General features: G+C 62.5%; 26 protein-coding genes. 15 read left to right on the forward strand and 11 right to left on the reverse strand.

Features of this window, described 5'->3' with window-relative positions; translation table 11 throughout:
- Positions 1-418: 418 nt before the first annotated feature.
- Positions 419-1,144, forward strand: a complete 726-nt coding sequence (locus tag ABWV64_RS11425) for a hypothetical protein (protein WP_353345287.1) — start codon at positions 419-421, stop codon at positions 1,142-1,144.
- 9 nt (positions 1,145-1,153) lie between these two features.
- Here ABWV64_RS11425 and parE read toward each other — a convergent pair whose 3' ends face one another.
- Complete coding sequence (gene parE, locus ABWV64_RS11430; protein WP_353345289.1) at positions 1,154-3,112, reverse strand: DNA topoisomerase IV subunit B; 1,959 nt, start codon at positions 3,110-3,112, stop codon at positions 1,154-1,156.
- Positions 3,113-3,431: 319 nt separating this feature from the next.
- Between parE and ppk2 the strand changes: the two genes are divergently transcribed.
- The 4 genes from ppk2 (at position 3,432) to ABWV64_RS11450 (ending at position 7,813) form a co-directional block, all read left to right on the forward strand.
- Positions 3,432-4,394 (forward strand): polyphosphate kinase 2, encoded by a 963-nt coding sequence (ppk2, locus tag ABWV64_RS11435; RefSeq protein ID WP_353345291.1) that lies wholly within the window; start codon positions 3,432-3,434, stop codon positions 4,392-4,394.
- Positions 4,395-4,483: 89 nt separating this feature from the next.
- Positions 4,484-5,278, forward strand: a complete 795-nt coding sequence (locus ABWV64_RS11440) for a DUF1007 family protein (RefSeq protein WP_353345293.1) — start codon at positions 4,484-4,486, stop codon at positions 5,276-5,278.
- Entirely contained in the window at positions 5,260-6,297 is a 1,038-nt protein-coding gene (locus ABWV64_RS11445; protein WP_353345295.1) for a nickel/cobalt transporter, read from the forward strand. Before ABWV64_RS11440 ends, ABWV64_RS11445 begins: the two co-directional genes overlap by 19 nt.
- A gap of 100 nt (positions 6,298-6,397) precedes the next feature.
- Positions 6,398-7,813, forward strand: a complete 1,416-nt coding sequence (locus ABWV64_RS11450) for an MATE family efflux transporter (RefSeq protein WP_353345297.1) — start codon at positions 6,398-6,400, stop codon at positions 7,811-7,813.
- Between the two features lie 10 nt (positions 7,814-7,823).
- On the opposite strand, the gene ABWV64_RS11455 is transcribed toward ABWV64_RS11450, so the two are convergent.
- The gene (locus ABWV64_RS11455; protein ID WP_353345299.1) at positions 7,824-8,225 is read right to left on the reverse strand and encodes a hypothetical protein; all 402 of its coding nucleotides are present in this window, start codon (positions 8,223-8,225) and stop codon (positions 7,824-7,826) included.
- Positions 8,226-8,357: 132 nt separating this feature from the next.
- Complete coding sequence (locus tag ABWV64_RS11460; protein ID WP_353345301.1) at positions 8,358-9,560, reverse strand: pyridoxal phosphate-dependent aminotransferase; 1,203 nt, start codon at positions 9,558-9,560, stop codon at positions 8,358-8,360.
- A gap of 153 nt (positions 9,561-9,713) precedes the next feature.
- On the opposite strand from ABWV64_RS11460, the gene ABWV64_RS11465 reads away from it, so the two are divergent.
- The 6 genes from ABWV64_RS11465 (at position 9,714) to ABWV64_RS11490 (ending at position 13,006) form a co-directional block, all read left to right on the forward strand.
- Positions 9,714-10,205 carry a helix-turn-helix domain-containing protein gene (locus ABWV64_RS11465; protein ID WP_353345303.1) on the forward strand — a complete coding sequence of 164 codons (492 nt, stop codon included), beginning with the start codon at positions 9,714-9,716 and terminating at the stop codon, positions 10,203-10,205.
- Positions 10,202-10,558: a succinate dehydrogenase assembly factor 2 gene (locus tag ABWV64_RS11470; RefSeq protein WP_353345305.1), complete on the forward strand. Its 357-nt coding sequence runs from the start codon at positions 10,202-10,204 to the stop codon at positions 10,556-10,558. The genes ABWV64_RS11465 and ABWV64_RS11470 overlap by 4 nt, the downstream gene beginning before the upstream one ends.
- Before the next feature lie 228 nt (positions 10,559-10,786).
- Positions 10,787-11,284 carry a MarR family winged helix-turn-helix transcriptional regulator gene (locus tag ABWV64_RS11475; protein WP_353345307.1) on the forward strand — a complete coding sequence of 166 codons (498 nt, stop codon included), beginning with the start codon at positions 10,787-10,789 and terminating at the stop codon, positions 11,282-11,284.
- Between the two features lie 268 nt (positions 11,285-11,552).
- Positions 11,553-12,014 (forward strand): MarR family winged helix-turn-helix transcriptional regulator, encoded by a 462-nt coding sequence (locus tag ABWV64_RS11480; protein WP_353345309.1) that lies wholly within the window; start codon positions 11,553-11,555, stop codon positions 12,012-12,014.
- Between the two features lie 30 nt (positions 12,015-12,044).
- Positions 12,045-12,623, forward strand: coding sequence for a cytochrome b (locus ABWV64_RS11485; RefSeq protein ID WP_353345311.1), 579 nt, complete (start codon positions 12,045-12,047; stop codon positions 12,621-12,623).
- Positions 12,620-13,006 (forward strand): antibiotic biosynthesis monooxygenase family protein, encoded by a 387-nt coding sequence (locus ABWV64_RS11490; protein ID WP_353345313.1) that lies wholly within the window; start codon positions 12,620-12,622, stop codon positions 13,004-13,006. The genes ABWV64_RS11485 and ABWV64_RS11490 overlap by 4 nt, the downstream gene beginning before the upstream one ends.
- Before the next feature lie 33 nt (positions 13,007-13,039).
- Here ABWV64_RS11490 and ABWV64_RS11495 read toward each other — a convergent pair whose 3' ends face one another.
- Genes ABWV64_RS11495 through ABWV64_RS11505 form a run of 3 tightly spaced genes read right to left on the reverse strand, consistent with a single transcriptional unit; the run spans position 13,040 to position 15,893 of the window.
- Positions 13,040-13,468 (reverse strand): VOC family protein, encoded by a 429-nt coding sequence (locus ABWV64_RS11495; protein WP_353345315.1) that lies wholly within the window; start codon positions 13,466-13,468, stop codon positions 13,040-13,042.
- Between the two features lie 20 nt (positions 13,469-13,488).
- Positions 13,489-14,976 carry a surface lipoprotein assembly modifier gene (locus ABWV64_RS11500; RefSeq protein WP_353345317.1) on the reverse strand — a complete coding sequence of 496 codons (1,488 nt, stop codon included), beginning with the start codon at positions 14,974-14,976 and terminating at the stop codon, positions 13,489-13,491.
- Positions 14,976-15,893 (reverse strand): hypothetical protein, encoded by a 918-nt coding sequence (locus tag ABWV64_RS11505; RefSeq protein ID WP_353345319.1) that lies wholly within the window; start codon positions 15,891-15,893, stop codon positions 14,976-14,978. The genes ABWV64_RS11500 and ABWV64_RS11505 overlap by 1 nt, the downstream gene beginning before the upstream one ends.
- 208 nt (positions 15,894-16,101) lie before the next feature.
- Here ABWV64_RS11505 and thyX point away from each other — a divergent pair, with 208 nt between their 5' ends.
- The 3 genes from thyX (at position 16,102) to ABWV64_RS11520 (ending at position 18,059) form a co-directional block, all read left to right on the forward strand.
- On the forward strand, positions 16,102-17,013 hold the full coding sequence (gene thyX, locus ABWV64_RS11510; RefSeq protein ID WP_353345321.1) for an FAD-dependent thymidylate synthase: 912 nt from the start codon (positions 16,102-16,104) through the stop codon (positions 17,011-17,013).
- Positions 17,014-17,242: 229 nt separating this feature from the next.
- On the forward strand, positions 17,243-17,644 hold the full coding sequence (locus ABWV64_RS11515) for a DUF2177 family protein (protein ID WP_353345323.1): 402 nt from the start codon (positions 17,243-17,245) through the stop codon (positions 17,642-17,644).
- A gap of 121 nt (positions 17,645-17,765) precedes the next feature.
- Entirely contained in the window at positions 17,766-18,059 is a 294-nt protein-coding gene (locus ABWV64_RS11520) for a hypothetical protein (protein WP_353345325.1), read from the forward strand.
- 82 nt (positions 18,060-18,141) lie between these two features.
- Here ABWV64_RS11520 and ABWV64_RS11525 read toward each other — a convergent pair whose 3' ends face one another.
- Positions 18,142-18,348, reverse strand: coding sequence for a cold-shock protein (locus tag ABWV64_RS11525; protein ID WP_353345327.1), 207 nt, complete (start codon positions 18,346-18,348; stop codon positions 18,142-18,144).
- A 207-nt stretch (positions 18,349-18,555) separates the two neighbouring features.
- Here ABWV64_RS11525 and ABWV64_RS11530 point away from each other — a divergent pair, with 207 nt between their 5' ends.
- On the forward strand, positions 18,556-18,867 hold the full coding sequence (locus tag ABWV64_RS11530) for an ArsC/Spx/MgsR family protein (protein ID WP_353345329.1): 312 nt from the start codon (positions 18,556-18,558) through the stop codon (positions 18,865-18,867).
- Positions 18,868-18,881: 14 nt separating this feature from the next.
- Here ABWV64_RS11530 and ABWV64_RS11535 read toward each other — a convergent pair whose 3' ends face one another.
- The 4 genes from ABWV64_RS11535 to ABWV64_RS11550 form a co-directional block, all read right to left on the reverse strand.
- Positions 18,882-19,448 (reverse strand): DoxX family membrane protein, encoded by a 567-nt coding sequence (locus ABWV64_RS11535; RefSeq protein ID WP_353345331.1) that lies wholly within the window; start codon positions 19,446-19,448, stop codon positions 18,882-18,884.
- A complete protein-coding gene (locus tag ABWV64_RS11540; RefSeq protein ID WP_353345333.1) occupies positions 19,448-20,197 on the reverse strand; it encodes an HvfC/BufC family peptide modification chaperone in 750 nt (249 codons plus the stop codon). Before ABWV64_RS11540 ends, ABWV64_RS11535 begins: the two co-directional genes overlap by 1 nt.
- Positions 20,194-21,087, reverse strand: coding sequence for an MNIO family bufferin maturase (bufB, locus tag ABWV64_RS11545; RefSeq protein WP_353345335.1), 894 nt, complete (start codon positions 21,085-21,087; stop codon positions 20,194-20,196). Before bufB ends, ABWV64_RS11540 begins: the two co-directional genes overlap by 4 nt.
- Positions 21,088-21,160: 73 nt before the next feature.
- Entirely contained in the window at positions 21,161-21,466 is a 306-nt protein-coding gene (locus tag ABWV64_RS11550; RefSeq protein ID WP_353345337.1) for a BufA1 family periplasmic bufferin-type metallophore, read from the reverse strand.
- Positions 21,467-21,683: the final 217 nt, after the last annotated feature.

The following is a 21,683-nucleotide window of genomic DNA, read 5'->3' on the forward strand; positions in this document are numbered from 1 at the left end:
CTGAGCGGGTCAAAGTGTCTTTGGGATTGGCGGATATGCGCGCGGCGCACAGCCCGTAAAGCAGATGCAGCCGTTCGCTTTGCTCTTGGCCAAAGGCGCGGTTCCGGCGGATGTGGGCGACGGGGTTTCGCCCCCCCCACACCGCGCCCCTTGGCGGCGCTTTTGGCCAGTCTCGAAGCCTTGCAAGAAGAGGCGAAAACCGCTGTCTGTAACACGTCGGTATTTTGTCGGTATCGCGTCGGTGGGCGCGGCGGTGGGCAAAACGCGGCGTGGGTGCGCGGCGCAGGTAAGTCCACAGGCATCGCCACAGCCACAGCCACAGCCACAGACACAGGCGGCGCCACGCTTTATTTGCAATTTGCCAAGGCGGGACTTAAGGTTTTCGCAACCGGATTTCACAAGGCGATTTTAGCGCGCAATGGGCCAAGAACTTAAAGACCACGCGATTGCGTTTTTCGTCTCGATCCTTTTGGGCGCCGCGGTTTTCGTCATCACCGCCAGCCTCGGAACCGCCAATGCCGAGAGCGTCGCGTTGGGGGTTGTGGCCGGACTTGGCACCCATTTGATTTTTGATCGCGTCGCCTACCGGCGCAAGCTTGATGCCACCAAGAAAGAGATCATCGAAACCCTGCGCGTCGGGGCGCCTTTCGAGGCGGGCTATACGATCTATAGCTCGGAAAAGGATGCGACGCGCTATGTGAATTCGGTCTTGCAAAATGCGGTGTCGGTTTGGAATACGCGGCTTGGCACGCTCGACAGCCCCTCGTCGCGCACCTTCAAGACCATGGTCGACGAGCATGACAAACAGATTTTGGGCGTGCTGCAGCGCGGCGGGGACGTTCGGATCATCCATGAGACACTGGCCAGCACCAATCAGGCCGATGATTTTATGAAAGCGGCGGCCCGTGTTCTGGAAACCGACGGGGCCGGAACCTTCGAGCTATACGCAGTGGATTACGCTTTGGCGCCGGTGCAGCAGATGATCATCATCGAGTTTTCCGACGGCAGTTCGGAGGCCTTGGTCGGTTGGGCCGTGGGGGAGGAGAAATCCTTCAACTACAAGGTCTGTCTGTTCCGCGACCGCCCGATCGTGAATTACTTCCGCACGGTCTTTGAGGAATATACGCTCTATCGCAAGACCTGAGGCCGTGCCTCAAACATCCAACTCCTCGACAAACTGCGCGTTTTGCTGGATGTATTCGAACCGCAGTTCGGGCTTTTTGCCCATCAACCGCTCGACCAGATCGCCGGTCTCTCCTGGTTCGTCCTCGTCGATGGTCACGCGGATCAATTGGCGCGTTTCGGGGTTCATCGTGGTGTCCTTGAGGTCCTTGGCGTCCATTTCGCCCAAACCTTTGAAGCGCGAGACGTCGATCTTGCCCTTGCCGCCCAGCCCTTTTTCAAGCCACGCGTCGCGCTCGGCCTCGTCGATGCAATAGACCCGTTTGGCCCCTTGGGTCAGCCGGAAGAGCGGCGGGCAGGCCAGATAGAGATGCCCCGCGTCGATCATCGGGCGCATTTGCGTAAAGAAAAACGTCATCAGCAGCGCGGCGATATGCGCCCCGTCGACATCGGCGTCGGTCATGATGATGATCTTGTCATAGCGCAGATCGTCGATGTTGAATTTCGTGCCCAGCCCCACGCCCATGGCTTGGCACAGATCGTTGATCTCTTGGTTGGTGCCGATTTTGGAACTGGCCGCGCCCAGCACGTTGAGGATTTTGCCGCGCAGGGGCAAGAGCGCTTGGGTCTTGCGGTCGCGCGCCATTTTGGCGCTGCCGCCCGCGCTGTCGCCCTCGACGATGAACAATTCGGTGCCCTCGCGCGAATTGGTGGCGCAATCGGTCAGCTTACCCGGCAGGCGCAGTTTTTTGGTCGCGGTCTTACGCTGGGTCTCTTTCTCCTGACGGCGGCGCAGCCGCTCTTCGGCGCGCAGCACCAGAAAATCGAGGATCGCACCGGCGGCTTTGGTATCGGCGGCCAGCCAGTTGTCGAAATGGTCGCGCACGGCGTTTTCCACCAAACGCTGCGCCTCGACCGTGGCAAGGCGGTCCTTGGTCTGGCCGACGAATTCCGGCTCGCGGATGAAGCATGACACAAGCGCACAGCCCCCCGCGACCAGATCCTCGCGGGTGATCTGCGCGGCTTTTTTGTTGTTGGACAGCTCGCCGTAGGCGCGGATGCCCTTGAGAACCGCCGCCCAAAACCCCGCCACATGGGTGCCGCCTTCGGGGGTCGGCACGGTGTTGCAATAGGACTGGATGAAACCGTCGCGCGCAGGGGTCCAGTTGATCGCCCATTCCACCTTGCCCGGCGTGTTGAACCGTTCGCTGAAATCGACGGTGCCGGCAAAGGGCGCATCGGCATAGGTCGAGGATTTGCCCAGCGTCTCGTTGAGGTAATCGGCCAAACCGCCGGGGAAGTGAAAGGTCGCCTCCAGCGGGGTTTCGCCGTCATTGATCGCCGTTTTCCACCGGATTTCCACGCCCGAAAACAGATAGGCTTTGGAGCGGATGGATTTGAACAAACGCGCAGGTTTGAACCGGTGGGCGCCGAAAATCTGCTCGTCGGCGTGAAAGGTCACGGTGGTGCCGCGCCGGTTGGGGGCGGCGCCGATTTTCTCGACGGGGCCAAGCGGGATGCCGCGCGAGAAACGCTGCTCGAACAGCTCTTTGTTGCGCGCCACCTGCACGACCATACTGTCGGACAAGGCATTGACCACCGAGGCGCCGACCCCGTGCAAACCGCCCGAGGTCTGATAGGCATCGCCGCCGAATTTGCCGCCCGCGTGCAGGGTGCAAAGGATCACTTCGAGCGCGGATTTGTCGGGAAACTTGGGGTGCGGATCAATCGGAATGCCGCGCCCGTTGTCGCGGATCACGATGGAGTAATCCTCCAAAAGCTCGACCTCGATGCGGTTGGCATGGCCCGCTACGGCCTCGTCCATCGAATTGTCGAGCACCTCGGCCACCAGATGGTGCAGCGCGCGCTCGTCGGTGCCGCCGATATACATGCCGGGCCGTTTGCGCACCGGCTCCAAACCTTCGAGAATCTCGATCGAGGAGGCGTCATAGGTGGAGCTTTCGGTTCCGGCGAGAAGATCGTCTGACATGTCTGCTGCTCATTATGCTTGATTGGCGGGTATTATGGCAGCTTGGCCGCGCGGGGGAAAGACAATTGCCGCGCCTTTTGCGCGGTTTTGCCCTCTGCGCAGGCGGGGCGCTCGGGCGGGGCGCGCGGGGGAGGTGCGCGGCTTTGCCTTTGATCCGCATCAAGGCGGGGCGCGGCGCTCTTGCGCTAGAATGCACCCAATCATCACCGGTCCCGCAAAGCGGCGCGGCGAAGGCAGGTTTGGCAAGGCCCCTTGCGGCCCGATGCTGCGTCTGCGCGCGCAATCCCGCGCAAAAAGCCCGTGCAAAAAGGAAGAGTTCATGAGCCAAGCCCAAAGCAAAACCGCCCCCAAAGACGGCCCCAAACCCGCCACGCCAAAGGCCGATCAGCCTGCCGCTACGCCCGCTGCGCCCGCCGCCGCGCCTGCGGCCGAAGAGGTCAGCAGCCTGCGCCGCGCCTTCGAGGCGGGCGATTACCCCTATGACAAACGCCTGTCGCGCCGCGCCTATGAGGGGCAAAAGGCCAAATTGCAGGCCGAGCTTTTGAAGGTGCAACATTGGGCGCATCAGACGGGGCAGAAATTCGTGCTGCTCTTCGAGGGGCGCGATGCGGCGGGCAAGGGCGGCACGATCAAACGCTTTACCGAACATCTCAACCCGCGCGCGGCCCGCGTTGTCGCGCTCAACAAACCCACCGATGAAGAGCGCGGCCAATGGTATTTCCAGCGCTATCTCGAACATCTGCCCACCTCGGGCGAAATGGTGCTTTATGACCGAAGCTGGTATAACCGCGCGGGGGTCGAGCGCGTCATGGGGTTTTGCGAGCCGACCGAATATCTCGAATTCATGCGCCAGACGCCGCAGCTCGAACAGATGCTCACCCGTTCGGGCATCCGGCTTTATAAATACTGGTTCTCGGTGACCCAAGACGAGCAGCGCGCCCGTTTTGCCAGCCGCGAGACCGATCCGCTCAAACGCTGGAAGCTCAGCCCGATCGACAAGGCCAGCCTTGGCAAATGGGACGATTACACCGAGGCCAAAGAGGCGATGTTTTTCTATACGGACACCGCCGATGCACCTTGGACCGTGGTCAAATCCGACGACAAGAAACGCGCGCGGCTCAATTGCATGCTGCATTTTCTGTCGACCCTCGATTATCCGGATAAGGATTTGCATATCGCCCATGCGCCTGACCCCAAGATCGTCCATTCGGCGCAGCATGTGATCCATAATTCGGGCCATATCCTTGGCGCGGCGCTGCATCCCGACCAGCGGCGCAGATAACGGCGAAATGCCGCCGCGCCGCGCGCCGATTGCGCGGGCGGCGCGATTTCCCCCTTGCGGGCGGGCGTCTCTGCGGTAGAGATTTGCCCATGGGGTTTTCTCGTCTCTTTCTTGCGCCGCGCGCGCCGCGCCGGATGTCCGCCGCCGCCTTGAGCGTTGCGGCGGCGCTTTGTGCGGGCGGCTTTACCGCCGCGCCCGCCGCCGCCCATCCGCATATTTTCGTCGAAACCGGTCTCAAGCTGGAACTGGACGGCGAGGGTCGCCTGATCGGGGTCGAGGTCACATGGACCTATGACGAGCTTTACTCGCTCTTGGTGCTCGAAGACATGGAGCTTGACGATGATTACGACGGGGTCTTGCGCCCTGACGAGATCGAAAGGCTGGACGGGTTCGATTTGCAATGGGATGCGGGATTTGCCGGTGATCTCTACGCGCTGCGCGCCTTGGAGGCGGGCCAAGCGCAGGGGCCGTCAGGGACCGAAACGGCGGATGAGGCCGAAGCGGCCGGTGGGGCCGAAACGGCCGATGGGGCAGGCGCCGAGGTCGAAACGCGCGAACTGGCGCTGGGCGCGCCGCAAGGGCGCGGCGCGCGGTTCAAGGACGGCAAGATCACCACGGTGCATTTTCGCCCCCTCGCGGCGCAGCCTGCGGGCGGCGTCATGCTGCGCGCCTATGATCCGACATATTATACCGCCTATGAAATCTCCGGCCGCATCGAGGCGCCCGCGCCGTGCCGCGGGGTCTTGCGCAAACCCGATCTGGAGCGCGCCTATGCCGAGGTGGAATCGCGTCTGGGCGGGCGCTCGGCCTCGGCCGATGACTATCCCGAGGTGGGCGAATTTTTTGCCGATACGGTTGTGATCTCATGCGATCCGGCCTCTTGAAACTGCCCGGTCTTTGGGCGGCGGTGATGCTCTGCGCGGCGCTCGGTCTGGCCTATTGGCTGTGGGGTTTGGGCGGTATGGAGGGCGTGGCGCGCTGGGCCGCCGCGTGGCAGCGCGAGGTGCAAACCACCATGGCGCAGGCGCTGCGCAGCCTCAAGGCGGGCGAGGCGGGGGCGCTGATCGGCCTGTGGAGCATGGCCTTTGCCTACGGGTTTTTCCATGCCGCAGGGCCAGGTCATGGCAAATTGGTGATCGGCGGCTACGGCATGGCGCGGCGCGTGCCGATGCGGCGGCTGGCGGCTTTGGCGCTGGTCTCGTCGCTGGCACAGGCGGCGACAGCGGTGGTTTTGGTCGCGGGCGGCATTGCGATCCTCGGCTGGGGGCGCAGCCAGTTGACCGAGGCCGCCGACCGCTATCTCGAACCGGTCAGCTATGGGGCGATTGCCGCGATCGGCCTGTGGTTGATGACGCGCGGCGCGCGCAAAATCGCGCGGCTCTGGGCGGCGCGGCGTGCGCAGGACGCGAGGCGCGGCGGAGTGTCGGCGAAGGGGCATGACGGTCAGGACGGTCATGAGGGGCATGACGCTCAGGACCACCTTCACGCGCATAGCCATACGCATTCCCATCCGCATACCCATAGGCATGCGGACGGGGGCAGCTGCGATTGCGGCCATAAGCACGGCCCCGATATCGAAGAGGTCATGGCCCTGCGCTCGCTGCGCGATGCTGCGGCGCTGGTCGCTGCGGTGGCGGTGCGGCCCTGCACGGGGGCGGTGTTTTTGCTCATCCTGACGTGGAAGATGGACCTCTTTGCCGCCGGTGTGGCGGGGGCCTTTATCATGGGGCTGGGCACGGCCAGCGTCACCATCGCCGTGGCCGTGGCGGCGGCGCTGATGCGCGAAGGCGCGCTGGCACGTTTGGCGGGCGGGGCGGCGGCGCGGGCGATTGCCTTGGCCGAGCTGCTCGCAGGCGCGATGATCGCCGTCATCGCGGGGCAAATGGTGCTGCGGCTGATTTGAGGCGCGCGGGGTGAGAATTCGGCGCGGGCCCCATCGGCCCCGCGCCGCTACGGTATTTGTCCGGCTTGCCGCACCTGCGGGGCTTGTGTAAGCCAGCGCCATGAGCCAGCCCCCGCATACAATGCCCGCGCCTCCCGCGCCCGATGCCGATCTCGGCGCGCCTGCCTTGAGCACGCGCGCACATATCCGCGCGGTCGGTGCATTGGGTTTGCCGCTGATCGGCAGCCATGTGGCGCAATATGCGATCAACCTGATCGATGCGGTGATGCTGGGCCGCTATGATGTCGAGGCCTTGGCCGCCGAGGTTCTGGGCGGCACCTTGTTTTTCGTGCTCTTCATCATGGGATCGGGATTTGCCTTTGGCGTCATGCCGATGGTGGCCGAGGCCATGGGCCGCGGCGCCGAAAGCGAAGTGCGCCGCGCCGCGCGCATGGGGCTTTGGATATCGCTGCTTTTCGGGCTGGCGACCTTGCCGCTGTTCTTGTTGTCCGAGCATTTCTTTCTCGCCATCGGGCAGGAGGCGCAGACCTCGGCGCTGGCGGGGGAATACCTGTCGGTGCTGGGCTTTACGATCCTGCCCGCGCTGGTGGTGATGGTGCTCAAAAACTACCTCGCGGCCTTGGAGCGCACGCAGGTGGTGCTCTGGATCACGCTGATCGCGCTGCCGCTCAATGCGCTGCTCAATTATCCGCTGATCTTCGGGGCTTGGGGCCTGCCCGAATTGGGGGTCTTGGGCGCAGCCATCGGCAGCCTTCTGGCGACGCTTTTCTCGATGCTGGCGCTGATCGCCTATATCTGGATCAAAGTGCCGCAACATGCGATTTTCTCGCGCATCTGGCGCCCCGATTGGGAGGCTTTCGGCGCGGTGTTTCGCCTTGGCTGGCCGATCGGGATTTCCAATCTGGCCGAAGTGGGGCTGTTTGCCGCCGCCTCGGTGATGGCCGGATGGCTGGGCACTTTGGTTCTGGCGGGGCACGGGATCGCGCTACAGATCACCTCGCTGACCTTCATGGTGCATTTGGGATTGTCCAATGCGGCGACGGTGCGCGCGGGGCGCGCCATGGGGCGCGGCGATGGCGCGGGGCTCAAACGCGGCGCGCGGGTGGTGATCGCCATGTCGCTTTGCGTGGCGATCCTCACGGCCTTGGGATTTGTGATTTTCGGCGCCGATCTGGTGGGGCTGTTTTTATCGGCCGATGATCCGGACCGCGCGCAGGTGGTGCGCATCGGCGCGGTGCTTTTGGCGGCGGCGGCGGTGTTCCAATTGGTCGATGCGGCGCAGGTCATGGGCATCGGATTGCTGCGCGGCCTGCATGACACGCGGGTGCCGATGGTGATCGCGGCGGTGAGCTATTGGCTCATCGGCGTTCCGGCCAGCTATTTGTTGGGCTTTGTCTTTGGCCTTGGCGGGGTCGGGCTGTGGCTCGGGCTTGCGGTCGGATTGGCCTTTGCGGGGGTGGCGATGATGTGGCGGTTCTGGCGCGTGGCCGCGCCCAAGGTCGGCGCGCCCGCGTAAGGCGCGGCGCCTATTGCGGCTTCAAAATCCGGTCGGCTTTTTTGCGCACGAGCACCGTGCGCAGGTCATGCATCGCCAGCAAAAGCGCATCGGTCACGGCGTCAAGCTGCGCATCGGTGGCCTTGCTTTGTGCCCAATGGGTGGTGGTGTTGAGGTAGTCGACCGCACGGTAGATATCGTCGATATCGCGCGCCGCCAGAACCGACATCCGCTCTTCCATCCAAGTCTTGATCGCCTCGACATCGCCTTGCGACAGGCTGCGGTCGCCATGGGGTTTGATCTCGCCATTGCGGATATTGACCACCGCGATCTGGTCCATATCGATGCGCCGCTGGCGGTTTTCCGTATCTACGCGAAAGACAAAAGCGCCGTTGTCGCGGACGCGAAAATAATAGTCGGGAAGATCGGACATGGGGGGCGCTCGCCTGTCGTTTTGGTCTTGTTGCGTCGACTGTGCCGCGCCGCGCGGGGTTTTTCAACCTTTAGCGCACTTTAGCGCGCCGCCCCCAAAAAGACGAAGGCGGCGCGGGGCGGCGCTGCGCGCTTAGGTCAGCGCGGCGCAGAAGTCCTGAATGCGGGTGCAGGCTTCGGTCAGGTTTGCATCGGATGTGGCATAGCTGACCCGAAAGCAGGGCGACAGGCCGAAGGCCGCGCCAAAGACCACCGCCACGCCGGTCTCTTCGAGCAGCGCCTTGGCAAAGGCCTCGTCATCGGCAATCACCGTGCCGCCTTTGGAGGTCTTGCCGATCAGCCCCGCAATCGACGGGTAGACGTAAAAGGCCCCCTCGGGCACGGGGCAGGTCACGCCGTCGATCGCCGAGAGCATCGAGACCACCAGATCGCGGCGGCGTTTGAACATCTCGTTATTGGTGGCGATGAAATCTTGCGGACCATTGAGCGCCTCGATGGCCGCCCATTGGCTGATGGTGCAGGGGTTGGAGGTCGATTGCGACTGGATCTTGCGCATCGCGCCGATCAATTCTTTCGGCCCCGCCGCATAGCCGATCCGCCAGCCGGTCATCGCATAGGCTTTGGACACGCCGTTACAGGTCAGCGTGCGGTCATAGAGTTTGGGTTCGACCTGCGCGGGGGTGCAAAATTCGTAATCGTCATAGACCAGATGCTCATACATATCATCGGTCATCACCCAGACATGCGGATGGCGCAACAGCACATCGGTCAGCCCTTTGAGCTCATCGCGCGTATAGCCCGCGCCAGTCGGGTTCGAGGGCGAATTGAAGATGAACCATTTGGTTTTGGGCGTGATCGCCGCCTCAAGCTGCTGGGGGGTGATCTTGAAATTGGTCTCGAGGCTGGCCTCGACGGCAACAGGCTCGCCGCCCGCCAGCAAAACCATATCGGGGTAGGAGACCCAATAAGGCGCGGGGATCACCACCTCGTCGCCCGCATTCAGCGTCGCCATCAGCGCATTATAAAGGATCTGCTTGCCGCCCGTGCCGACCGAGACCTGCGCAGGCACATACTCAAGCCCGTTGTCGCGCTTGAGCTTGTCGCAAATCGCCTGCTTGAGTTCGGGAATACCGTCGGGGGCGGTGTATTTGGTTTTGCCCGCCGTGATCGCGGCGATCCCTGCGTCCTTGATGTTTTGCGGCGTGTCGAAATCCGGCTCGCCCGCGCCAAGGCCGATCACATCACGCCCCGCCGCTTTGAGCTCTGCCGCCATGGTCGTCACGGCGATGGTCGGAGAGGGTTTTACGCGCTCGAGGGATTTGGAAAGGAAGCTCATCACATCAGGCCTTGGTTTGTGTTCCATCGCGTCATGTCTTAGGCTTGGCGCAACGGGCGTTCAAGCGCGAAGAGAATGGCGCGCGCCAAATCTGCGCCGCTGCGCCCAGATTATGCGCCAAAGCGCCCTGAACCGCACCCCGATGAGGATAATATGAGCCAAACACCCACCCATCCCGCTTCTGATCCGGTCCTTGACGGTGCCGATCCGGAGGCCGCCGATCATGACGCGCCCGCACTCGAAGGGGCGGAGAGGGCCGCGGACGCCGATTGGTTCGACCCTGAAACCACGACCTTTGGCGACCGCCTCGCCGGTGCGCGCGAGATCAGCCAGATGAGCCAGCAAGAGATGGCCAAACGGCTCGGCGTCAAGCTCAAGACATTGCGCGCATGGGAAAACGATCTGTCCGAGCCGCGCGCCAACCGGTTGCAAATGATCGCGGGGCTGTTGAACGTGCCTTTGATCTGGCTGATCACCGGCGAAGGCGCGGGCGGACCGGAGGAGAATGATCCCGAACTGAGCCACGATGTGCTTGGCATTTTGACCGAAATCCGCGATCTAAAGGGGCAGCTGTCCAAAGCCGTTGACCGGCTCGGGCGGCTCGAGAAATCCTTGCGCAGCACGTTGAAGGACGAAGCCCGATGAGCGACACGCCGATGAAACCCGACGCCGCCAAAGCGGTGCAAGACGCCGCCCATGCCCATGCCTTGCACGAAGGGGCCTACCGCGCCCGAAACGAGGACCGCGACACCCGCGTGCGGCGGCTCAAACTGCGCTCCATGCGGCGCGGAATCAAGGAAATGGATATCATCCTCGAGGGTTTCGCCAAGGCCCATCTCGACCAGATGGACGCCGAGGAGCTGGAGGCCTATGACCTGCTCTTGAGCGAAAATGACCAAGATCTTTACCAATGGGTGACCGGCCAAGTGGCCCCGCCTGCCGCCCATGACGCCATGTTGCGCCGCGTCGCCGCCCATGCGGGCGCCAGCGGCGCCTGACGCGGTGCCGGATTTTTCCAATCTTTTACATGCCTTACCCTGTCTTTGCCGCGCCCCTGCCGTGGCGCGCGGGGCGGCGCGCGCGCGCCTTATCCACGAAATGGCTCGCATTTTAGGCGTCTTTGCCTCCGTTTAACGGAATGTTGGATGTTTTGCCTCAGGGTCCTTCGGGATACGGGCGATGACCCTTGCGAAATGCGCCGACGCGGCCAACCTACGGAGACAAGTATGAGTATGAACAAGCCTCTCGGAATTGCCGAGGAACAGGGTTTCATGGCGGCCTATCTCGACGCGCTTGCGTTGGTCGAACGGCTGCACCGCCTGCTTCTTGATGTGATCAAGGATGAATTCGAACGGGTCGGCGTTCTGGAGATCAACGCGGTGCAGGCGCTTTTGCTGTTTAACATCGGCGACAACGAGGTGACGGCGGGCGAATTGAAAAGCCGCGGCTATTACCAAGGCTCCAACGTCAGCTATAACCTCAAGAAACTGGTGGAAATGGGCTTTATGCATCACCAGCGCTGCGAGATCGACCGCCGCTCGGTGCGTGTGCGCCTGACCGAAAAGGGCCGCCATATCCGCACCGTCGTCTCCGAACTCTTCGCGCGCCACGCCGAGGGGCTGGAGGCCGAGGGCGTTCTTGGCCCGACGGGCTTGGATGAGATCACCACCTCCTTGCGCCGCGTTGAACGCTATTGGAGCGATCAGATCCGCTACATCTACTAGGCGCAGGCCGCCGCGCCGGACCGGTTTCGAACACGACGGTTTCGAGCAGTGATTGAGCAGATCGCCGGGGTATGGCGATAAACACAGGCAACGGGGCGTCCCAATCGCGGGCGCCCCGTTTTCGTATCTGGCGCGTCGATGGCTCGGAAATGCGGCAGCCTATTGATTTTATTGTGTATTGTAGTGCATCAAATCACGGCAAGGTGGGGGTTTGACTCCTTGTGGTCACCATATTGACAACATGTTGTCAATATGGTGATATGCTACCATGACAACGCAAACACCCACAGAATCGACGCAAGCCGCCGCGATGACACGGCTCATCTTGGAAGTCTTTCGCCTCAACGGGGCGCTTTTGGCGGCGAGCGATGCGCTTGTCGCCGATATCGGCCTGACCAGCGCGCGGTGGCAGGTCATGGGCGGCATCGCGCTCAAACCCGACCCGCGCCCCGTCGCGTGGATCGCCGATGACATGGGGCTGAGCCGCCAAGCGGTGCAGCGCATCGTCAATGATTTGCAAAAGGCGGGATTGGTCGAATTGCGGCCCAACCCGCATCATGCCCGCGCCAAGCTGGTGGCGCTGACCGAGACGGGCGCGCAGGTGCTGGACCAAGCGGCGCAGCGCCAAGTCATCTGGGCCGAGGCGCTGGTGCAGGGGCTTGCCGAGGGGCAGATCACCGCCGCGGCGGACCTCACCGCGGCCATCGCGGACCGGTTGCAAGGCAGCTAAAGCGCCGCATCACACGATAGGGAGAGACCCATGCCGATCAAAAGCACCGCGTCGCGATACGGCTCTATCGCCATCCTCTTGCACTGGCTCATGGCCGTGCTGCTTGCAGCGCTCATCGTCACCGGTTTTTTGGCGGCCAGCGCAGCGGATGAAAGCACCAAGGCGGCGTGGCTGATGCTCCATGCGCCTTTGGGCTTGAACCTTCTGCTCTTGTTGGTGTTGCGCATCTTGTGGCGCATCCTCTTTGACCGCAAACCCGCCGCCCACAAGGGCGGTGCGCGCTGGCAGCGCGGCGCGGCGCGGGCGGTGCATTTGGGGCTCTATCCGGTCTTGCTCATGGCGGCGGGATCTGGGCTGGCGATGTTTATCCTCTCGGGGATGGGGCCGATCCTGTTTGACGGCGCCGAGGGGCCATTGCCGGACTTTGACAGGCTCGCGCCGCGCGCCGCGCATGGCATCGGGGCGCGGCTCTTGATCGCGCTGGCGCTGCTGCATATCGGCGCGGCGCTCTATCATCATTTCATCCTCAAGGACGGGCTGCTTGCACGGATGTGGCCACCCTTGGGCCGGTCGCGCCCTTCTGCGCCGCAAGGGGACGCCTTGCCATGAGACACCCGATCATCGCCGCCGTTTTCGCCCTCATCACCCTCACCGGAGCGCAGCCCATGACCGCACAAAGCATGACCGCACAATCGGCCCCCGAGCCCGTCACCTTGATCAACCCCTTCATCGTGCCCGCAGGCAAGGAAGACGAGGCGCTCGCCATGTGGCAACGCGCCCGCGATTTCATGGCCGCGCAGCCCGGTTATATTTCAACCACGCTGCACCGCGCCCTGTCGCCCGATGCCAGATATGCGATGATCAACGTAGCCCAATGGGAAAGCCTCACGGCCTTTCAGGCCGCGATTGCCGCCATGCAGGCGGCGGATAATTTGCCAAATGTCGAGGGGGTGATCGGCGATCCGCAACTCTACCGCGCCGTCTCGCAATAGCGGCGCGCCCCGCCGCGCGGGGCGCGGGCGCGCTTACCAATGGCCGGTGTTTTCCATACTCGCCCAAGGCTCGCGCGGGGCCAGCGCCTCGCCCTCTTGCAACAGCTCGATCGAGATATTGTCGGGCGAGCGCACAAAGGCCATATGGCCGTCGCGCGGCGGGCGGTTGATCGTCACCCCCGCGTCCATCAATTTTTGGCACATCTCGTAGATATTGCCGACGCGGTAGGCCAGATGGCCGAAATGACGGCTGTCCGAAGGCAGCCCCTCGTCGCCGTCCCAGTTATACGTCAGCTCGACGGGGCAGTCCTCTTGCCCCTCCGGCGCCATGAAGATCAGCGAAAACCGGCCCTTTTCGCTGTCGACGCGGCGGGTTTCCTTAAGCCCCAAAAGCGCAAAAAACGCCATCGTCGCCTCAAGGTCCTTGACCCGCACCATCGTGTGTAAATATCTGACTTTCATTGTCTTTCCCTCATGTCCGCCTAGAAGCTGGATTTGATCCCCAGCCCCAGCGAGACCTCTGTTGTGTCATAGCGCGAGACGTTCGAGCGGTTCTTGCGCGCCCTGAGCGTCAAGCTAGGGGCAAAACCGGCATAGTCAAAGTCGTGAAACACAAAATCCACCGTGCCAAAGACCGAATGGTCCTCGCGCGCGGTGGTGATGAAGGCTTGGTAGAGGCCGTCAAGCTTGCTCACCCCCAGCCCGAGGCTGATTTTCGCGGGGCCGATCGGTTCGGCAAAGGCGTAATTGGCATAGGCGGTCAGGCGCGCATAGCTGCTGTTGCGTCCCGTCCCGTCGGTGTCGGTATAGCTCAGCGACAGGGCCGCCCTATCATCATTGCCCAGCCGGTGCGACAGGCGCGCGGTGGCGCTTTTGCTGCGCGTGACGCCAAGGGTGCGCGATTTATAGCGGCGTTCTTCGGCGGCCAGATCAAGGCTCAGCCCCGTGCGCTCGGCCAGCCGCCAATGGCTCTCGGCCCCGATGCGCATCAGGTCCTGATAGGCCGCGCCCGCATACCATGTTTGCCCGACCGAGGCCGAGAGCGCGCCGCTATGGCCCGTGCCCAGCGGCAGCGCAAACCCGTGGCGCAGCCCGATGCGCGCGGTGGTCGATCCGAAATCGGAGTTCTTGATATCGTCGTCCAAAGGCGTCGGCGTCGCGGCGGCCAGATCATAGGCCTCTTGCGACAGGATCACGCGGCTCACCCCCAGCGATGCGATCAGCCGCGTCTCGCTTTTGGCGCTTTCGCGCAATCGGTAGGCGGCCTGCAAATCGGCGCTGATCACCACGCCCTTGAGCGCCTGATCATGCGCGCCGATGGTGCCGACCAATGTGGTTCCGTCGATCTGGTGAAATTCGGTATCGGCGCCGCCATTGACGTTGGAGGAGGGCGAGGCGTTTAAATTGATGTTGAAACTCAACGGGTTGATCGCGCGCACCTGCGCGTAATCGCGCGCCACTTGGCCGCGGGCCTGATCATGCGGGGCAAAGGGCAAGGAACGGCGCAGCCAATATTGCGCCCGCGTCGGTTGGCCCGCATCGAAGGACAGTTTCGCCGCAAGCTGGGCAGCGCGGAACCTGTCGTGCTTTTGCGGGGCAAGGCGAAAGGCCTGCGCCGCAGAGGCGCGGCCCTCGGCCGGTTGGCCCAGACGCGAGAGCGCCTCGCCCAGCAGATAGCGCGCAAACCCGTCCTTGGCATCGCGCGCAATCAGGGCGCGTGCGATATCGCGGGCCACCTCGGGCCGCCCGTCATTGAGCGCGGCAACCCCGATGGCGCGGGCCTGCGCCAGATCAAGCGTGACAGATTGAGCCGGGGTGCCCGATGGGGATGCGGGGGGGGATGCTGCAAGGGATGTGGCGGGGGCGGGCAGGGCGGTTTGCGCCGCCGCGCCCAAAGGCCAAAGGAGCAGCGCCGCCGCGCAGGCCGCCGTTTGGGCCGCAGCGCGCCCGATCGCGGGGCCGCGCGCCATTATTCTTCGGCGCAAAGCGCGCCTTCGCCCGAGACGCCGCAGCGCGACAGGACAAAGATGCCGTATTCTTCTTCATTGGTGAGCGTGGTCGATCCGCCCCATTCCTTGGCCTGCACCACGCCCGCAACCGCCGTGGCCCCGTCGCCGCCAAAGATGCCGCCCCAATTGCCTTTGACCTGCGTGTCCACCGAGGTGGTGCCGAAAAACTCGCCATTGGCGTCAATCGGAGCCGCGTCCAGATCGAGCCGCGGAAGGCCGGTATAGGTCGGATAATCGGTGAAGACGCGGTCCGAGATGCCGCCATTGACGACGCCCGCGTTGAAATCGGCGTTGATCAGGATCGTGCCTTCGAGGCGGGCGGTTTGATCGGCGCGCAATTCATCGGGCACCGCGCCGCTGAACACAACGCTGTTGCCGTTGAGATTGGTCACCGCCACATAGCGGCCGGTGTAGGAGACAAGACCGGCGCCCTCGGGCCGCACGTAATCGCCGCTGCGCTCATAGGCGCCGCCAGCGTAGAATGTGCCGAATTGCCCGCCGTCACCGACGACCATGGCGCGTACCGTATTGTCGGGATCATCGGAGATTTTGCCAAAGCCGGTGAAGTGACGCTGCAGGTTCGATTGCTGTTTGGTGAAGGCGATATAGGGGCCGACATCAAGGCTCGGCGTGCGGGTATAGGTGTCGATCAGGGCCGCGCCATCAAGAGTGGTATAGATTTGCAAGGTCGGGGTGCCGCCTGCCTCCGAATAGGAGGCCGCCTCGAGATTGTTGGCCAGCTCTTCGGGGATGGTGCTATTGGCGGCTTTTTCGGCGATTTCCTCGGTGGATTCAGTCGAAAACGGGTTGGTGCCGCTGCCTGCGGCGCAACCGGACAGGGCCAATGCGGCCACAAGCGTTCCTGCGAATTTCATCATGATACCTGCCCCTTACACGCTGCTCGCGCTCAAAATCCCCGTGACGGGGTGAAAAGTCAACGCCGCTCTGCGCCATTGCGGCGGTTTTTGCCAATCTGTTGCACCATTCTATTTTGCCGCGTCCCAGCATCATATTGTGGTGCAAAACTCGGCGCAAACAATATAATGTGGTCTCCGACTCGCAATTTCCGACAAAGGATTGACCAAAATGCCCGTGACGCCAGAGCAACAAGCCCAAATCGATGAAGAGCGCGCCCAGACGCGCCAAACCCTGCGCGCGACCTCCGAGGGTATGGAAAAGCACCTCTATACGGCGATTCCGGTTTTGGATCATGGGTTTGTGCGGGTGATCGATTATATGGGCGATGACGCCGCGATTTGTCAGGCCGCCCGCGTCAGCTATGGCAAAGGCACCAAATCGGTGCAAAACGACGAAGGTCTGATCCGCTATCTGATGCGCCATTGGCATTCGACGCCTTTCGAGATGTGCGAAATCAAGCTGCACGTCAAATTGCCGGTTTTCGTCGCCCGCCAGTGGATTCGCCACCGCACCGCCAACGTCAATGAATACTCGGCCCGCTATTCGATCCTTGATCGCGAATTCTACATCCCCGCGCCCGAACATCTTGCCGCGCAATCGGTGGTCAACAACCAAGGCCGCGGCGAGACCCTGTCGGGCGAGGATGCCGCGCGGGTTCTGGAAATCCTCAAGGCGGACAGCAGCCGCGCCTATGACCATTACGCGCAGATGATCTCGGACGAGGAGGGCAGCGTCGGATTGGCGCGCGAACTGGCCCGCATGAACCTGCCCGCCAATATCTATACCCAATGGTATTGGAAGGTGGACCTGCACAACCTGCTGCATTTCTTGCGCCTGCGCGCCGATGCCCACGCCCAATACGAAATCCGCGTCTATGCCGATGCGATTTGCAACGTGGTCGCCGATTGGGTGCCCTTCGCCTTCAAGGCCTTCGAAGACTACCGCATGGGCGCCGTGTCGATGTCGGTGCAAATGATGGACAGCCTGCGCCGGATGCTCAAAGGCGAAGAGGTCACACAGGAAAATTCCGGCATGAGCGCGAGGGAATGGCGCGAGTTTATGGGGGTGATTGAGGGGTGAAGCTAAGCGCTGACGCCATTGAGTTTTCAGTGAAAATTCGGGCGTTTCCCATGCATCAAACCCGTCCTTGCCCGCACGGTCCGCGCCCGAACCGCCCCCACGGGGCGGGCGCTTTACGCCCACCCCTCGGTTCGGGCGCGGCCCTTTTGCTCGGGCAAAACCGCGGGGTTTGGGGCTGTTGTGATCCAATCGGGCGTGCGCGCCGTATCGTGACCAAAAGGACCGACACATGCACCTGATCATTTTGTATTTTTCCACCGCGATTATCTTTTTGGGCATCGACGCCGTGATGCTCAAGAACGTGCTGCGCCCGCTGTTTGAAACCCGCCTTGGCGACCAGCTTCTCGAAGACCTGCGCCTTGGCCCTGCGGCGCTCTTCTACCTCGCCTATGTGGGCGGGATCTTGTATTTCGTTTCGGCCCCCGCGCTGCGCGAGGGCGGCGCATTGGGCGCGGTCTTCGTCTCGGCGGCGATCCTTGGCGCCATGGCCTACGGCACCTATGAATTCACCAATTTCGCCACGCTCAAAGCTTGGGACTGGCGTCTGGTGGTGGTCGATCTGGCTTGGGGCACGGTGCTGACCGGCTCCTCCGCGGCGCTCGGCCTGTGGGTCACCCGCGCGGTCACCTGATTCTCGATTACAACAGGGCGCAGAAACCGCCGCTTTGGCGCGAAAAAAGCTGGACCCGATGGCGCAACCGCTGTCTAATTGGTGCAATAATAACAGTGGTGTAACTCGGGGGACCGAATTTATGACAATTAAAACAGCCCTTTATGGCGCAATCGCCTTGACAGTTTTTGGCGCGGGCGCCGCGCTTGCCGATGCGAAAATCTATCCTGAAACGCGCTATGGCAACTATTGCCCCGCCGGATACCAGCCGGTGCGCATCGATGGTGTGATCTGCTGCGGGCAGCCGAACCAGAATGTCAGCTATCAATCAATGATGAGCCAGCCCGCGCGCAAAGTGCACCGTGTCAAATCGGTCAAACGCCATGTGTCGCGCACGGTATGCCCCGTGGGCGAAAAAGGCTGCTACACGCAGTAAGCCTTTGATCCGGTTTTGAAATGTCAAAAAGGGCGTGGTGTGATCCGCGCCCTTTTTTGCGCGTGATGCGGATCGCAGGGGCCTAGACGAGTTTGAGATCGCCTGCCATTTTGCGCCCGTCGCGCCCTTCGGTCAATTCGAACTCGACCTTTTGATTGTCGCTCAGGCCCGTCAAACCCGACCGCTCGACCGCCGAGATATGCACGAATACATCGCTGCCGCCTGTTTCGGGCTCGATGAACCCGTAACCCTTTGTAGTATTGAACCATTTCACGGTGCCGCTGGGCATGTCCGTGTCTCCTTCTGCCTTAAATCCGGTAGGCCTCGCGGCCCGATTTTCGCCGAAAACCGCGCCCCGTCGCAAGCTGACCTGCCCGCTCAAGTTGACGTATCGGCAACTTCGATGTTTGCATTTTCATTGTAAAATGCAAGCAAAACAGGGGTGCAGCCGCGCGAGATGCCTAGTAAATAGGCGCAAACTATCGGGGAGGATGTGATGAGAGTTTACGGGCTGAAAAACTGCGATACCTGCCGTAAAGCATTGAAATCATTGGAGGGTGCCGAGATGATTGATGTGCGTGCGCAAGGGGTGCCGCAAGAACTTCTGGCGCGCGCCTTCGAGGTTTTCGGCGAAAAACTGCTCAACACCCGCTCGACCACATGGCGCGGTTTGAGCGAGGCAGAGCGCGCGCGCGCGCCGCTTGAACTGCTGGCCGATCATCCCGCCTTGATGAAGCGCCCCTTGATCGAGGATGAGGGGCAGCTTTACTTGGGTTGGGGTCCGGACGTGCAGGCGGCGCTGACGTAAGGCGCTGGTATAAATCAGTTTTCTTTCCGCGAAAACAGCAGCCGGTCCAATGACACCGCGCCGCCCCCGCGCAAGACCAGCACCAAAAGCGGCAGCAGCCACAAGGCCCGTTGATCCAAAATCACCGCATCGGGCGCGCGGTCAAACCATGCGCCCAATGTCTCGGCATGTGCGATGCCACCGTGGCCAAAAAGGTCGGTCAGGCTTTGCACCGCGATGAAACCGATCATCCCGAGGCTCGCCAGACGGGTCAAAAGCCCCAAAACCACCAAGGCAGGCAGGATAAATTCCGCCCAAGTCCCCGCGAGCACCACGGCGTGATGAAAGAGCGAAAGCTGGCTGGCGTCATATCCGGCGGCCTCGATGGCTTTGGGGAAAATCTGCGCATAGGCGCCGGTTGAGGGGCGCAAGACTCCCAAAACCCCGTCGCCCAATTTGGTCAGCGCCGAGGCCCAGAAATAGACCAGCAAAACCGCCGCAAATACGGCGCGCGAGGCGAGGGGCAGAAGGCCCAAACGATCATCCACAGCGGTTAGCCCCGCGCCGAGCGCTTGAGCGCGGTTTTGTATGGTTTGGAACATCAGGGGGCCTCTTTCAGTGTATAAATCGCGCCGTTTTGGACCAATATGGCAAGCACGCGGGCGGGATCAAAGCCCGCATCAATGCCGTTTGCCGCCTCATAGGCCGCTCCGAGCGGGGTGTTTTCGGCAAGGGCGGCGGTGAAATGCGTCTCGGCATCGCTGAGCACATCCAGCACAGGGGTATAGTCCACGCGGGTGATCAAAATGCCCTGCGCTGCCTCGGGCATCTCGCCCGCACCGCCCGTTGCACGTTGCCAGATCGCATGCAGCGGGAAGGCCGAGGCGAGCACGCGCAAGGAGGGCGCAAGCGTCAACCGCGCGCCCATCAGGGCAGGCTCGTCCAAACCGCCCAGAACCTGCGGCGCCAACGGGATGTGATCGGCGGCGTGGTAGCTCTCGCGCAGCGCCAGATCGAGCCGCGCCACATCGCGCAGATAGCCCATATGCGCCAAGGGCGGCACGGCGGCGATGAAGTCGGGCATATCCGCGCCGTAATGCATCATCAGCGGCGAGCGCGGCGGATGCGCGCGCAGGTAAGCGCTTGCCACAGCTTTGAAATTTGCCTCGCCCAGAAGCGCCGCGAGGGTCGGGAAGCCTGCGCCGAGCGCCTCGCCCAAGGAGGTGGCGATATTGTTGCGGTAGATGTCATAACGGCGCGCGGCGGGGCGGCCTTGGGCGTCGACCAGCCCCTCGGGCAGCGGCGCGGCGGGATCGAGAAGCGCCGCGCGAAAGCGCTCTTGCGTCGTCATGCGCGCCGCGCCTCGATGTGACTTGCCGCGCGCAGGGCCGCGGCTGCGCGCTGCGCTTCGGCCTCCAGCACCTTGAATTCGGGCACGTCATTGTCCCATTCCACCAAGGTCGGGCGCGGGCCGCTGCGCTGCAGGGCCTCGTCCAGAAGCGCCCAAACCGGATCGGCCACCGGCGCGCCGTGGCTGTCGATCAGCAGCGGTTTGCCGCCTTCGCCGAAGTCCTCATCATGGCCGCCAAGGTGGATTTCTTGCACATTTTCAATCGGGTAGGCATCAAGATAGGCGATCGGATCGAGGTCGAGATTTTGCGCCGAGACAAAGACGTTGTTCACATCAAGCAGCATCGCACAGCCGCTGCGCCGCACCACTTCGCACAAGAACTCCGGCTCGGCATAGGTGCTCTGCGCGAAAGCGAGATAGGAGGAGGGGTTTTCGAGCAGCATCTGCCGCCCCAATGCGTTTTGCACCTGATCAATGTGATCACAAACATGGGCAAGCGTTTGCGCCGTATAGGGCAGAGGCAGCAGATCATTCATGAATTCCGCGCCATGGGTGGACCATGCGAGATGTTCGGAGAAAGAGGCGGGCTTTATGTGATCACAAAGCCGCGCAAGCCGCGCCAGATGCGCGGTGTCGAGCGGGGTCTGCCCGCCAATCGAGAGACCAACGCCATGGACCGAGATGGCAAAACGCTCCGCGAGGGCGCGCAGTTGCGCCAAAGGCCGCCCGCCATCGCCCATATAGTTTTCCGCGTGGATCTCAAGCCAGCTCACCGCGCCTGCATCCTTCATAAGTGCCTCGAAATGTTGCGGTTTATATCCGATCCCCGCCGCAAGCGGCAGCGGCGCGGCATCGGGCGAGAGGGGCAGGTCAGGCAGGGAGGCGGTCATGTGATGGGTCTCCGGATCGGGCAAATCGCCCCTTCGGCCGCGCGGATCGGGCCGAAGGGGCAGGGGACAGGGTTTAGCCCGCCATGTCGCGCTTGAGCGGCTCGAGCGAGCCTTTGCGCATCGTGCCATCGGCCATTGCAGGCAGTTCGATGGTCATGCAGGTGCCCGCATCCACAAGCGTCCATGCATCGCCTTGGTAGTCGACTTTCGATGTGCCGGCGCAAGTGGTGCCAGGACCGGCGGCGCAATCGTTCTTACCGGCCATGGACACACCATAGCATTTTTCTTTGCCAGCCGCAGAGGCGGGCGCGGCATAGGCGGTCAGGGCGGTGGCAACGGCGCCCGCGAGGGCGGCGGATTTCAAAACGGTGTTGGACATGTGTTATCTCCTGTCGGTTTACATGGGGCGCGAGGGATTGCGCCTGACGACAGGGGTAGCGGGTAAGGGCGCTCACGGACCACTCACAGGCGCGTGTGGCACGGCTCTGTCAGAGTTTGTAACATACGCAAGTTTGAGTTGTTTGTAACATTTCGCAGCTGCGGCATGGTGGAAATGAAAAAGCGGCCCTCGGTAGGGCCGCTTTAAGGTGTTGTTA

This window comes from Litorivita sp. NS0012-18 (assembly GCF_040371945.1).
In the GTDB taxonomy this organism is placed as follows: Bacteria; Pseudomonadota; Alphaproteobacteria; order Rhodobacterales; family Rhodobacteraceae; genus Litorivita.